We start from the raw sequence: 12,680 nt of genomic DNA on the forward strand, positions 1-12,680 counted from the left end.
CATGATAGCTCAGAGCACATCAAGACAAGGTTCCTCGATGTCAGCCCAGATCCACGCCTTTCTCTGCCTGCAGGACAATATCGGTGTTCTGATCCACGATCCCAACACAGGCGCCTGCGCGGCCATCGATGCGCCTGACGAGGGAGCGATCCTGGCGGCCCTGGCGGAAAAAGGCTGGCAGCTCACCGACATCCTCGTCACCCACCGCCATGGGGATCATGTGCAGGGGATCGACGGCCTGAAGCGCCGCACCGGCTGCCGGGTGGTGGCGCCGATCAAGGCCCGCGAAGCGGTGCCTCATGCCGACTCTTACGTGCGCGAGAGCGATACGGTGCATGTAGGCGGCCTGCAGGCGCATGTGTGGGAGACACCGGGCCATTGCCTCGACCACGTCTCCTACTGGTTCGCTGCGGATCGTGCGCTCTTTGCGGGAGATACCCTGTTCACCCTCGGCTGCGGACGCATGTTCGAGGGCACCTACGCGGAGTTCTGGCACTCGCTGCAGCGCCTGGCGGCCCTGCCGGACGAGGCGCGGGTCTATTGCGGGCACGACTATACGCTCTCGAATGCGCGCTTCGCGCTGGCAGCCGATCCGGATAACGCGGCGCTGAGGGCCCGAGCTGAAGAGGCGGAGGAGGCCAAGGCCGAGGGACGCTTCCTGGTGCCGTCGACGATCGGCCAGGAGAAGGCGACCAATCCCTTCCTGCGCACCGGGGAGCCTGCGCTCGCGAAATCCGTTGATAAGCAGGGGGCCAGTCCCGTGGAGGTGTTCCAGGCCTTGCGCGAATGGAAGAACCGGTTCTGACTAGAGCATCGGACCCAAAAGTGGAATCCACTTTTGGGATCCAATTCGATGCTCCAACTCTTTGCTGGCGCATCGTTGAGTGCGGACCCAGAGGGCCGCGTCAGCGAAAACCGGATCCACTTTTCCGCACGATGCGCTATTGCGGGACCCTGCAGGAGCGGACAGCCTCATGAGCGACCACAGCCTCATCATCGGACTTGAGAGCCGGCTCCTGAACGCCTGGCCCTCGTTCGATTACCAGACCTATGACGGCTGGATCCTGCGGCTCGCCAACGGCTATTCGAAGCGCGCCAATTCGGCCACGCCTTTCCTGCCTGGTGCAACCCTCGACGACGAACTCATCGACACCATGACGGCCCGCTTCGTCGAGGCCAATGTGCGCCCGACCTTCCGCCTCAACGGGGTGGAGGCATCCGATGTGGACGAGCGGCTGAAGCTGCGCGGATTCAAGGAGATCGAGGCGACGCATGTGCTCACCGCGCCCATCAGCAGCGAGGATTGCGAGCGCGATCCCGAGGTGGCACTCGAACCGCAGGTCTCCAAGCGCTGGGTGCGGGAGGCCGCGGGGTCCTATGGCGGCGACAAGGCCGATGACGAGACGCTGATGAAGATCGTCTCCCGCATCCGCCAGAAGGCGGCGTTTGCCACGCTCAGCCTGGACGACAGGCCTGTGGCCTGGGGCCTGGGGGTGGTGGAGCGTGGCTATGTCGGCCTCTACGACATCGTCGTCGCGCCGGACCTGCGCGGCATCGGGCTGGGCCGTCGGGTGGTCTCGAGCCTCATGGCCTGGGGCTGCGGGGAGGGGGCGCACACGGCCTATCTTCAGGTGCGGGAGGAGAACGAGATCGCCCGCTCGCTTTATGGGGCGCTCGGTTTCGGAACCGCCTACCGCTACACCCACCGGGTCATGCCGGGACGCTCTTCTTCGGCGTGAGCGTGGCCACGAGCGCTCCTGCCACGATGAGGCCGCAGGCCAGCGCCAGCGAGAGGGTCAGCGCCGCATAGCCGGCCACCACCAGCAGCAGGGTCGAGAGCACCGGCGTCGCGTAGGAGGCGACGCCGAGGAAGCGGATGTCGCCCTGCTTCATGCCGATGTCCCACACATAGAACGCCGCGCCCACCGGGCCGATGCCGAGCGCCACAAGGGCGAGCCATTGCGTCGTCGTCTCGGGCCACACGGTGGTCTCGAAGGCGAGATGGCACACGAGGCTGAGCAGCGAGGTTACGAGGCAGAAGCCCGCCACCGCGTCGGTCGGCACCTGGCCGAAGCGGCGCGAGAGCACCGAATAGCCGGCCCACACGAAGGCGGCCACGAAGGCGCACAGATAGCCCGGCATGTATTCCGCCCGCGCGTCGAAGGCGCCGCGTCCTGCGATCAGCACGATCACGCCGGCGAAGCCCAGCAGCGCTCCGACGAGATGCGCCCGACGCAGGTGCTCTCCCGGCAGGAAAGACGAGAAGAGCACGATCAGGAGCGGCCAGAGATAGTTGATCAGCCCCGCCTCGGCCGGCGGCGCCCAGCGGAGCGCAGCGAAGTAGAGGGCGTGATAACCGAACAGGCCGCCGACGCCCAACGCCCAGACGACCGGCTTCTGGCGCAGGGCCTTCAGCCCCTGCGGTCGCGCGACCCAGCTCGCAACGCCCACCAGCCCACCGACCAGGAAGGTCATGGCATTGAGCTGAAACGGCGGGATCGTGCCGGTCGCCGCCGTGAACAGGGCGAGCATGGACCAGAGTAGGATGGCCGTGAGGCCGATGGTGGTGGCGGTGCGAGTCGTCATGCACCCGCCATAAACGAAAGCCCTCCCGATGAGGAGGGCTTTCAGTGCTTTGCCTAAAGTTGAATGAGAGCCTTCAGGCCATGTACTGACCGCCGTTCACCGACAAGGTCGAGCCGGTGACGAAGCCGGCATCGTCAGCGGCCAGGAAGAGCACGGTGCGGGCGATCTCTTCCGCCTCGCCGAGGCGGCCCACCGGGATGAGCGGCAGGATCTTCGATTTCAGCACCTCTTCCGGCACGGCCTTCACCATCTCGGTGGCGATGTAGCCCGGAGCAATGACGTTGACGGTAACGCCCTTGTTGGCATTCTCCTGGGCCAGCGCCTTGGCGAAGCCGATCACACCGGCTTTGGCGGCGGAATAGTTCGCCTGTCCCATCTGACCCTTCTGGCCGTTGATGGACGAGATGATGATGATGCGGCCGAAACTGCGCGAGCGCATGCCGTCGATGACGGGACGCGTGCAGGTGAACATGGAATCGAGATTGGTGCGGATGACGGCCGACCACTGGTCGAAGGTCATCTTGTGGAACATGCCGTCGCGGGTGATGCCCGCATTGTTCACGAGAATATCGACCGGGCCGAGTTCGGCTTCGACCGCTCTGATGCCTGCCTCGCAGGCGGCGGCATCCGACACGTCGAACTTGAAGACCGGGATGCCGGTCTCACCCTTGAACTGGTTTGCGGCTTCATCGTTGCCGCCGTAGTTCGCAGCAACCTTGTAGCCTGCCTGCTTGAGGGCTGTTGAAATCGCGGCACCGATGCCGCGAGTGCCGCCGGTGACCAATGCAACGCGCGCCATGCTGTTTCCTTCCCAGGATCGTTCTGCGGATCTCTCAAGGATCCATTCATTGTGGGGCGGACCGATTCAGCCCGCCCCACAACATAGCTTACGATATGTGGCAGAACGTGGAAGGGTGAAGCTCCGTAATTTCCCCTAACGGAGCCTCCTATCGTCTTAGCGCTCGAGGCAGCTTATCTCTCAAGGCACATGGCGACGCCCATGCCGCCGCCGATGCAGAGAGTAGCGAGGCCCTTCTTCGCGTTGCGGCGGCCCATCTCGTGCAGCAGGGTCACGAGCACGCGGGCGCCCGATGCACCGATGGGATGCCCGATGGCGATGGCGCCGCCGTTCACGTTCACGATGGACGGATCCCAGCCCATGTCCTTGTTGACCGCAAGGGCCTGCGCGGCGAAGGCCTCGTTGGCTTCGACGAGCTCAAGGTCCTGAACCTTCCAGCCGGCCTTCTCCAAGGCCTTGCGCGAGGATGGGATCGGGCCCGTGCCCATGATGGCCGGGTCGACGCCGGCGGTGGCCCAGGAGGCGATGCGGGCGAGCGGGGTGAGGCCGCGGCGCTCGGCCTCCGCTTCCGTCATCAGCACGAGGGCGGCGGCACCGTCATTGATGCCCGAGGCGTTGCCGGCCGTGACCGTGCCGTCCTTCGAGAAGGCGGGCCGCAGCTTGCCGAGCGCCTCGACCGTGGTGCCGGCGCGGATGTACTCGTCCTGATCCACCACGATGTCGCCCTTGCGGGACGCAATCGTGACGGGCGTAATCTCGTCCTTGAAGCGGCCTTCCTTCTGGGCGGCCTCGGCCTTGTTCTGGGAGCTGGTGGCGAACTCGTCCTGCTCCTCGCGGGTGAGCTGCCAGCGCTGGGCCACGTTCTCGGCGGTGTTGCCCATGTGGTAGCCGTTGAAGGCGTCCATCAGGCCGTCCTTCAACATGGTGTCCACGAGCTTGAAGTCGCCCATCTTGGTGCCGGAGCGCATATGCGCTGCGTGCGGAGCAAGCGACATGGACTCTTGCCCACCCGCCACGATGATGCTGGCGTCGCCGTTGGCGATCTGCTGCATGCCGATGGCGACCGTGCGCAGGCCCGAGCCGCAGAGCTGGTTCAGCGCCCAGGCGGTCTTTTCCTGCGGGACGCCTGCCGCCATGGCAGCCTGACGGGCCGGGTTCTGGCCCTGGGCCGCCGTGAGGATCTGTCCGAGGATCACCTCGTCCACTTCCGAGCCGTCGACCTTGGCGCGCTCCAGGGCCGCCTTGATGGCGATGGCGCCGAGATCATGGGCCGGGGTATTGGCGAAGGCCCCGTTGAACGAGCCGACGGGGGTGCGCGCCGCTCCGACGATGACGATGCTGTCTCCGGCCATGCCTCTCTCCTATGCTGATCCGTGTGGTGCTGGAACGTATGTAGTGCTTGCTCGATGAAAGCCCCAGGGGGTTGGATGTCAAGGATAGGATCATCCGACCCGGTCTCAAGAAGCCTTAGACTTTTGGCGCTTTGCACCTCTCTTATAAGGCTTATAATCAAGGAAGGCCGACATCCGAAAGGGTGCCGGGCCCGGTGGATTTCCCAGGAGCGTATCGGGACAACATGGCGACGGACAAACAACCGACGGTTATCAAGAAATATGCCAACCGCCGCCTCTATCACACGGGCACCTCGACCTATGTGACGCTGGAAGATCTGGCTGGCATGGTGCGCAAAGGCGAGGACTTCGTGGTCTATGATGCGAAGTCGGGCGAGGAGATCACCCGCTCGGTGCTGGCCCAGATCATCTTCGAGCAGGAGAACAAGGAAGGGCCGAACCTCCTGCCCGTGACGGTTCTCCGCCAGCTGATCCGCTTCTACGGAGACAGCATGCAGGCCCTGGTGCCGAGCTATCTCGAGTTCTCCATGAACAACCTTTCCCAGGAGCAGCAGAAGCTCCGGGAGCAGATGGCGCAGGCCTTCGGCCCTTCGGCCTTCCAGGCCATGGAGGAGCAGGTGCGCAAGAACATGGGCTTCTTCAGCGAGGCCATGCGCATGTTCTCGCCCTTCCCGAACGGGGCCCCGGGTGTGCCGGAGACAAAGCCCGCTCCCAAGGGAGAGGGGCCCGATGACCTCAATACCTTGAAGCAGCAGATGGCCGACATGCAGGCCAAGCTCGACAAGCTGGCGAGCAAGTGACCTGATGGTTTAGCCGCGCGCCTTCTTCAGCATCCGCTGCAGCGAGGACGGCTGCGCGATAGCCTGGGGCTCGCCGAACAATCCGCCTTGCAGATAATCCACGCCCCAGGCGGCGAGCAGCCGGGCGGCTGCCTCGTCGTCGACCCATTCGGCCGCGATGGCGATGCCCATATTATGAGCCCGGTCGATGAGGGTGCGCACATGGAGCCGGTCGTCCGTGGAGCGCTTGAGCGGCTGGATGAACACCCCGTCGATCTTCAGGAGATCGATCGGCAGCACTCGCAGATGGGCCGGCGGCACATGACCCGCTCCATAGCCCGTCAGCGCGATGCCGACGCCGAGCGCCTTCATGGCATGGAGCCGGCCGAGATTGCGCCGGCACTCCACGATGGCGACCTCCGGAATCTCGAGAACGAGCCGTGCCTCGATGCCCGGGCGGGCGCCGAGATGCGCCGCGAGAAGCGGCAGCCATTCCGCATCCTGAAGGGTCTTGGCTGAAACCGGCAGCGCGAGGCGCTGATCCGGATGCCGGGCAAGGTGATCGGCGGCCAGTTCCAGCATGCGCCCGTCGACGAGCAGGGGAAGATTCGCCTGCTGCAGCCCGGGTGCGGGACCCAGGGCGGTGATGCGTCCGTCGGCTCCAGCCACGGAGGCGCAGGCGTGAGTCAGCATCGGCGCACGGGTCTGTGCATCCACCACGGGCCTGCAGGCCAGGGTCAGGCTGCGGTCGTTGAGGGCAGAAATCCAATCGAAGGGCGCTTGCTCGACAGCATGCGCCGCCTTGGCGGAACGGGCCCTGTAGAGAGCCGACCCTTCATTCCGCTCCGTGGCGGCTGCCAGAGACTGCTCGGCAAAGCGCAGCAGCTTGGTGGCCTTGAAGGTGTGGTCCGGCGCGCAGGCGGCGCCCAGGCGCAGAGAGGATCCGGCCGGATGATCCTGCAGGAGCCCGGACAGGCGCCGCATGGCGCCTGCGGCGTCCGCAGCCGGGCAGCAGGTGAGAGCCAGGGCGAAGCGGTTCGGCCCGAGTACCGCGAAAAGATCGTTGCGGCGCATCATCGGGCGGATCCGGCGGGCAATCTCCGCCATCTCGTCCGCTTCGTCCCGGTCGAACGCACCGAGGATGAGGGTGCAGGTTTGGGAGACGCGGACAGCCTCGTTGATGGCGTCCTGAATGCCGCACAGAAGCGCCGAGCGCTCCTTCAGCCGGGCAGGCAGAAGATCCCGGGCGCCGGAGGCGGGATCGACGCGCAGCTGGCCCCGCGCGAAAGCGGGGCGGCCCTGGACATCCGGCTGCCAGCGACCGGCATCCTCGATCATGACGACCCGGTCGGGCTCGAGTCGGAGCGCGTAGCGGGTCTCATAGGCGTGGTTGGAGGTGTCCGAGGCCGCGATGGCATCCTGGCGGGACGGGCCGCAGCCCGGCTCGATCAACTGGGCGAAGGCGTGACCGGTCTTGGGCAGGTCCCTCGGCGAGAGCTTGAGGGCTTCGGCAGCGCCGGGTCCCCAGGCTAGGGCATCCGTAATCATGTCCCAGGCATAGAGCACGCCGGCGCCGGACGAGCGGGGGGCCGCAGCCTGGCTCTTGCGCGGCAGCCGGGAAGCTCCCTTGAACAATCCCATCGGGCCCTGCCGCTTCGCTGCCATCACTCTCACCCTCGGAAATACGCAACAGATCCAGGATGGCGACACAGGGGTCGCAGGTCGGGGCCGGTCCTGGAGAACAAGGGGGCAGGATCGGCCCTCAGGCTTAATGAAGTGTAAAAAGCCTTGGAAAATCAGGAGTGTTGGGGATTGCGGGCATAAAAAAACCGGCGCTCTAAGCGCCGGTTTTTGATATACGCATCGCGCAAGAATTACGCGTCAGCCTTCACCTTCAGGACCTGACGGCCACGGTACATGCCGGTCTTCAGGTCAACGTGGTGAGGACGGCGCAGCTCGCCGGAATCCTTGTCCTCGATGTAGGTCGGGGCCTTCAAGGCATCGGCGGAGCGACGCATGCCACGCCGCGAGGGCGACGTTTTTCTCTTAGGAACGGCCATTTCTCGTCTCCGGTAAAAAAGCGGAGCGCCCGCTCAACCGGGGAACGCTCACATCTCAAACTTGATGAGGTTGCGCCTCATACAAGGTCTTCGGGCAAATATCTAGTCCCCTGGCGCATTCGGCATGCTTTTCATTGCCGCAGGGAGCGTCAGGGCCTGAGGCAGTCGGTAAAGGGCGCGGCCCTCACCATCCGCACCTGCAGCTGCCCGGCGAGCGCCCGGTGCCCCGGCCTTGGGTTAGCCGGGTTGCGCACCAGAGGATTGGGCAGGGCCCTGGCCAGGAGAGCGGCTTCACGGGCATTCAGGTTCCTGGCCGACTTTCGGAAGTACTTTTGCGCGGCGGCTTCCGCCCCGAATACCCCATCGCCCCATTCGGCGATGTTGAGATAGACCTCCATCATCCGGCGCTTGGACCAGATCAGGTCGAGATAAAGCGCCACCGGGATCTCGAGCCCCTTGCGGATGTAGGAGCGGCTCGGCCACAGGAAGAGGTTCTTGGCCACCTGCATGGGAATGGTCGAGGCGCCCCGGGCCGGGCCCTCCCCGTCGGCCGCCTCAACGACCTCCCTGAGGGCATCCCAATCGACGCCATTATGCTCGCAGAAGCGGCTGTCCTCGGCGGTCAGAACCGCCAGCGGGAGGCTCGGCGAGATTTCGTCGAGGCTCACGAAAGTCCGCTCCACGGGCTGGAAGGTGAGCCAGCGGCCGAGCATCAGGGTCGAGGCCGGCGGCACGGCCCAGTACAAAAGCCCTAGCCAAAAGACCGCGCCGACCCATAAGAGAACGAGACCGAGGCCGATCGTGACGATGCGGCGGAGGAAGCGGCCAGCCGTCATGGGCTTCCTGGGCCGTCCCGACCGCAGCGTCCATTTCGGCGTCGATCGTTCACCCACGTTCCCCTCGGGCGGAGCGGCGGCCCCACCCGAATCCAGGCTCATCATGATGCCATCTACCCCTACTTTCACGACGCGGCTCTCCGAGGCCGCCAGAACCGTCGAAGCCAGCCTCGAAGCCTTGCTATCAGACAAAGCCGCTCCCGGCGAGATTGCCCGGCCGCCCCGGCTCATGGCCGCCATGCGTCACGCGGTCCTCGGGGGCGGCAAGCGCCTGCGCCCGTTCCTGACCATCGAGGCGGCGCGCCTTCTCGGTGTGGAAGGGCAGGGAGCCCTGCGGGCCGGCTGCGCGGTCGAGCTTCTGCACTGCTATTCGCTGGTGCATGACGACCTGCCCTCCATGGACGACGACGACCTGCGCCGGGGCCGTCCCACGGTGCACAAGGCCTTTGACGAGGCCACCGCCATTCTCGTGGGCGACGCCCTCCAGACCCTGGCCTTCGAGGTGTTGGCCGATCCGGCGACGGATTCGGATCCGGGTATCCGCTCCGACCTCGTGCTCGGCCTTGCCCGTGCCTCGGGTCTCGGCGGCATGGTGGGCGGCCAGCTCCTCGACCTCTCGGCGGAGGGGCGTTACGGACCGGCGGAGCTGGGAGAGGCGGATGTGCGCCTGCTCCAGATGATGAAGACCGGCGCGATTCTCACCTTCTCGGTGGAAGCAGGAGCGATCCTCGGCAGGGCCGATGGTTCTGCACGCCAGGGCCTAGTGGACTACGGCCGCGCGCTCGGCGCCGCCTTCCAGGTTGCCGACGATATCCTCGACCGGGAGGCCTCCGCGGAAGCGCTCGGCAAGCGCACCGGCAAGGACCAGGAGAAGGGCAAGGCCACTCTCGTCGACCTGCTTGGCATGGACGGCGCCCGCCGCGAATGTCGCCAGCTCCTGGAAAAGGCGCATGCCTCCATCGAGAGGTTCGGAACAGAGGCGGACACGCTGCGGGAGGCGGTGCGGTTCGTGGTCGAGCGGGAGGTTTAGTCCTCAGCCTCGTTGTCGAGCATCTGACGCACCTTGGCGGCAAGGTCCGCGTATGTGAAGGGTTTACCGATCAAGTGCATGCCGGGGTCGAGGCGGCCATGGTGGACGATGGCGTTCTGCGTGTAGCCGGTCGTGTAAAGAACCGGGAGCCTCGGATTGCGCCGTGTGACCTCGTCTGCGAGCGCGCGTCCATTCATGCTGCCGCCGAGAACAACGTCCGTGAAGAGCAACTCGATCTCAGGATGTTGCTCGACGATCGACAGAGCTGCTCGCCCATCAGCAGCCTCAAGCACACGGTATCCAAGGTCGCGGAGTGCCTCGACTGCATAAACCCGAAGGGCGGGCTCATCTTCCACCACCAGAATCGTCTCGCCCGATCCTCTCACCATCACGGGAGGCTTGGCCGGCATCTCCGCAGGCGCGTCATCCGAGCCGAGCAGACGGGGCAGGTAGATTTTGATCGTGGTGCCTTCGCCGAGCTCGCTGTAGATTCGGATGTGTCCGTTGGACTGGCGGACGAAGCCGTACACTTGGCTTAAACCAAGGCCGGTTCCCTTGCCTACGCCCTTGGTGGTGAAGAACGGCTCGAAAACCCTCTCCATGGTCGCCCTATCCATGCCGGTTCCGGTGTCTGAGACAGCCACAAGAACATATTGCCCGGGCGGGACGGGTTCGGCCAAGACCTCGACATAGGCCTGATCCAGACGCGCGTTGGCCGTCTCGATGGTGAGCTTGCCGCCACCTGGCATCGCATCACGGGCGTTCACCGCCAGATTGACGATGGCGTTCTCCAACTGGTTCGGGTCGGCCTGCGTGCGCCAGAGGCCGCCGGCGAGAACGGTCTCCAGCACGATCGTCTCGCCAAGGGTCCGCCGCAGCAGTTCCGACATCCCGGCCACCAGCTTGTTGGCGTCGATGGGCTTGGGGTCGAGCGGCTGGCGCCGGGAGAAGGCAAGCAGCCGTTGTGTCAGAGTTGCCGCTCGGCGTGTCGCCTCCATGGCATGATCGGCAGCTCGCAGGAGCCGCTCGCTGCCTTCAGGCAGGCGGCGCTGCAGCAGTTCGATGTTGCCGACGATGATGGTGAGCAGGTTGTTGAAGTCGTGGGCGATGCCGCCTGTGAGCTGACCGACCGCCTCCATCTTCTGAGCCTGCCGCAAGGCCTCCTCGGCCTTGATCCGCTCGGCGACTTCCTCCGCGACCCGCTCCTCGAGGGTTTCGTTCAGGCGCTTGAGTTCCTCGGTGGCCTGCTCCGCCTTCTGGCGCGCAAGGAGCAACTCCCGCTCGTACTTCCGCCGATCGGTGGCATTGAAGAGGGTGATGCGATGAACGAGCGGGCGACCGGCCGCATCCCGCTTCTGGACGGTGTTGGCCAGAACCGGCAGCTGTCGCCCATCCGCACAGGTCAGATCGAAAGCGATCTCATTCACGAAACCCTGCATTCGCAGCAGCGGCGCGAAGTGCGTATCGTAGAAGATCTTTCCGCCGATGTTCAGGAAGTCCTGAAAGCATTTATGGCCGATGAGATCCTGCCGATCGATCCCGATCCAGGTGAGGAAGGTCTGATTGGCGCGAACGATGGTGCCGTTTGGCAGAGTCGAGAGATAGCCGCAGGGCGCACTTTCGTAGAGCTCCTCGACCGTCTCGATGAGCGAGCCCTGGTCGATGGTCACTAAGCTGCCGTCCTGATAGGGGCCGGATCCCGCAGAAAGGCTTTCATGGCCGCGATCGTCTCCTCAGGTGCGCTCAGGTTCGGACAGTGCCCCGTCGCCTCCATCAGGACGAACTCGCTGCCCGGAAGGTTCTGATGCATGTAGCGCCCGACCGCTTCGGGGGCAATGACATCCTGCGAGCACTGGAGGATGAGCGCCTTTGTCTTAAGGCTGGGCAGGTCGGCCCTGTTGTCGGAGAGAAACGTCACGCGCGCAAAGTGTTTGGCGATGTCCGGGTTGGTGCGGCAGAAGCTGTTGGTGAGCTCCTCGCCGAGTTCCGGCCGGTCCGGGTTGCCCATGATCACGGGAGCCATGGTGCTGGACCAGCCGAGATGATTGCCGTCGAGGAAGTCGAGCAGCCCCTCGATGTCCTCCTGCTTGAAGCCTCCGACGTAGTCGCCATCGTTGATGTAGCGTGGCGAGGGGCCGATCAGGACGAGCCGATCGAACCGATCCGGCTCCCTGATGGCCGCGAGAACCCCGACCATGGCGCTGACCGAGTGGCCGACGAAGATGACATCCTTCAGGTCCAGTTCCCGGCAGATCGCCAATACGTCTTCCGCGTAGCCATTCAGCGTGGCGTACTTCGCCGGGTCAAAGGCACGCGCATCCGACTGGCCGTGCCCGACATGGTCGAAGAGGACGACTTTGTACTGCTCCTCGAAGGCAGGCGTGATGAAGCGCCACATGTTCTGGTCGCAGCCGTATCCGTGGGCGAAGAGCATCGGCTGCTTGCCTCTCCCGGTGACTTTCACGTTGTTCTGCTCGAGGGCGGAAGACATAAGCGCTCCTTGCGTTTCGAACCGTAGCCGGGACCATGCCGGGTTTCAATAAAGGCTGCAAAGCCAAGCTTCGCGTTTTTCCGACCGAGTTAGCGTTCACTGGCTCTCGATCAAGAGTGGATCCGTGTACGGCATGGCCTGTGCTTCGGATAGCCTCATTGTGTCGGCACCCAGAACCGGAGCTTCACATGACCAGGTCTCGTGCTGTGCGGGACCGTTCCGGCAGCCTCGCCGCCATTGGCGAGAATCACCTTGCGCGATGCCTCGTTGTCATCGTCGCAGGTGATCAGGACACGCGAGAAGCCCTCCCCACGGCAGACCGGCAGGATCATGCGCAGGGCCTGGGTGCCATAGCCGCGCCGCTGCTTCCACGGCACGATGGTGTAGCCGATGTGACCATAGGCACTGGGCGGCAGCTCTTCCGTGCCGCGCTGGAAACGAAAGCCGATCCGGCCGCAGAATTCGCCGTCGCTGATCCAGAAGTCGTGCGCGGGCAGGCGCGGAACTTCCCGGCCATCCGCCAGTCGGATCATCGGGCTGTTGTAGAGATCGTGCAGGAAGCGTTCGGGATTGCGGCGCAGCTGCCAGAGCTGCTCGCGGCTCACGTCATGGTCCGTGTTGGGCGACCAGCCGCGGGCAAGAGCGTCTTCGTAAGCGGGCAGCCAGGCGAGGCTTGGGCGGAGGAGGGTAATGTCGGTCATGGCGGCTCGAAGGTGACATCCGGCCGCCACGAGGGCAATATGCTCT

General features: G+C 64.9%; 13 protein-coding genes. 4 read left to right on the forward strand and 9 right to left on the reverse strand.

Annotation, left to right across the window (positions count from 1 at the left end; all coding sequences use genetic code 11):
- The first annotated feature begins 37 nt into the window (after nt 1-37).
- Nucleotides 38-805 (forward strand): hydroxyacylglutathione hydrolase, encoded by a 768-nt coding sequence (gene gloB, locus MA07_RS25015; protein ID WP_036358570.1) that lies wholly within the window; start codon nt 38-40, stop codon nt 803-805.
- Between the two features lie 169 nt (nt 806-974).
- The gene (locus tag MA07_RS28185; RefSeq protein ID WP_052003512.1) at nt 975-1,739 is read left to right on the forward strand and encodes a GNAT family N-acetyltransferase; all 765 of its coding nucleotides are present in this window, start codon (nt 975-977) and stop codon (nt 1,737-1,739) included.
- Here the strand turns inward: MA07_RS28185 and MA07_RS25025 are convergent.
- The 3 genes from MA07_RS25025 to MA07_RS25035 form a co-directional block, all read right to left on the reverse strand.
- The gene (locus MA07_RS25025; RefSeq protein ID WP_036358573.1) at nt 1,711-2,586 is read right to left on the reverse strand and encodes an EamA family transporter; all 876 of its coding nucleotides are present in this window, start codon (nt 2,584-2,586) and stop codon (nt 1,711-1,713) included. The genes MA07_RS28185 and MA07_RS25025 overlap by 29 nt on opposite strands.
- Before the next feature lie 73 nt (nt 2,587-2,659).
- The gene (gene phbB / locus MA07_RS25030; protein WP_036358575.1) at nt 2,660-3,385 is read right to left on the reverse strand and encodes an acetoacetyl-CoA reductase; all 726 of its coding nucleotides are present in this window, start codon (nt 3,383-3,385) and stop codon (nt 2,660-2,662) included.
- Nucleotides 3,386-3,558: 173 nt separating this feature from the next.
- Nucleotides 3,559-4,737: an acetyl-CoA C-acetyltransferase gene (locus MA07_RS25035; protein WP_036358578.1), complete on the reverse strand. Its 1,179-nt coding sequence runs from the start codon at nt 4,735-4,737 to the stop codon at nt 3,559-3,561.
- 224 nt (nt 4,738-4,961) lie between these two features.
- On the opposite strand from MA07_RS25035, the gene phaR reads away from it, so the two are divergent.
- Nucleotides 4,962-5,537, forward strand: a complete 576-nt coding sequence (phaR, locus tag MA07_RS25040) for a polyhydroxyalkanoate synthesis repressor PhaR (RefSeq protein WP_036358580.1) — start codon at nt 4,962-4,964, stop codon at nt 5,535-5,537.
- A 9-nt stretch (nt 5,538-5,546) separates the two neighbouring features.
- On the opposite strand, the gene MA07_RS25045 is transcribed toward phaR, so the two are convergent.
- The 3 genes from MA07_RS25045 to mtgA all read right to left on the reverse strand — a co-directional run bounded on the left by MA07_RS25045 (nt 5,547) and on the right by mtgA (nt 8,412).
- Complete coding sequence (locus MA07_RS25045; RefSeq protein WP_036358583.1) at nt 5,547-7,181, reverse strand: GGDEF domain-containing phosphodiesterase; 1,635 nt, start codon at nt 7,179-7,181, stop codon at nt 5,547-5,549.
- A gap of 209 nt (nt 7,182-7,390) precedes the next feature.
- A complete protein-coding gene (gene rpmF, locus MA07_RS25050; protein ID WP_036358586.1) occupies nt 7,391-7,576 on the reverse strand; it encodes a 50S ribosomal protein L32 in 186 nt (61 codons plus the stop codon).
- Between the two features lie 149 nt (nt 7,577-7,725).
- Complete coding sequence (mtgA, locus tag MA07_RS25055) at nt 7,726-8,412, reverse strand: monofunctional biosynthetic peptidoglycan transglycosylase (protein WP_052003513.1); 687 nt, start codon at nt 8,410-8,412, stop codon at nt 7,726-7,728.
- 103 nt (nt 8,413-8,515) lie between these two features.
- Between mtgA and MA07_RS25060 the strand changes: the two genes are divergently transcribed.
- Entirely contained in the window at nt 8,516-9,442 is a 927-nt protein-coding gene (locus MA07_RS25060; protein WP_052003560.1) for a polyprenyl synthetase family protein, read from the forward strand.
- Here MA07_RS25060 and MA07_RS25065 read toward each other — a convergent pair.
- From MA07_RS25065 to MA07_RS25075, 3 genes are all read right to left on the reverse strand, one after another.
- Nucleotides 9,439-11,112 (reverse strand): PAS domain-containing hybrid sensor histidine kinase/response regulator, encoded by a 1,674-nt coding sequence (locus MA07_RS25065; protein WP_036358590.1) that lies wholly within the window; start codon nt 11,110-11,112, stop codon nt 9,439-9,441. The two genes, MA07_RS25060 and MA07_RS25065, sit on opposite strands and share 4 nt — an antisense overlap.
- A complete protein-coding gene (locus MA07_RS25070) occupies nt 11,112-11,933 on the reverse strand; it encodes an alpha/beta hydrolase (protein WP_036358593.1) in 822 nt (273 codons plus the stop codon). The genes MA07_RS25065 and MA07_RS25070 overlap by 1 nt, the downstream gene beginning before the upstream one ends.
- Nucleotides 11,934-12,088: 155 nt before the next feature.
- Nucleotides 12,089-12,634: a GNAT family N-acetyltransferase gene (locus tag MA07_RS25075; RefSeq protein WP_036358596.1), complete on the reverse strand. Its 546-nt coding sequence runs from the start codon at nt 12,632-12,634 to the stop codon at nt 12,089-12,091.
- Nucleotides 12,635-12,680: the final 46 nt, after the last annotated feature.

The organism is Microvirga sp. BSC39 (assembly GCF_000739015.1).
GTDB lineage: Bacteria > Pseudomonadota > Alphaproteobacteria > Rhizobiales > Beijerinckiaceae > Microvirga.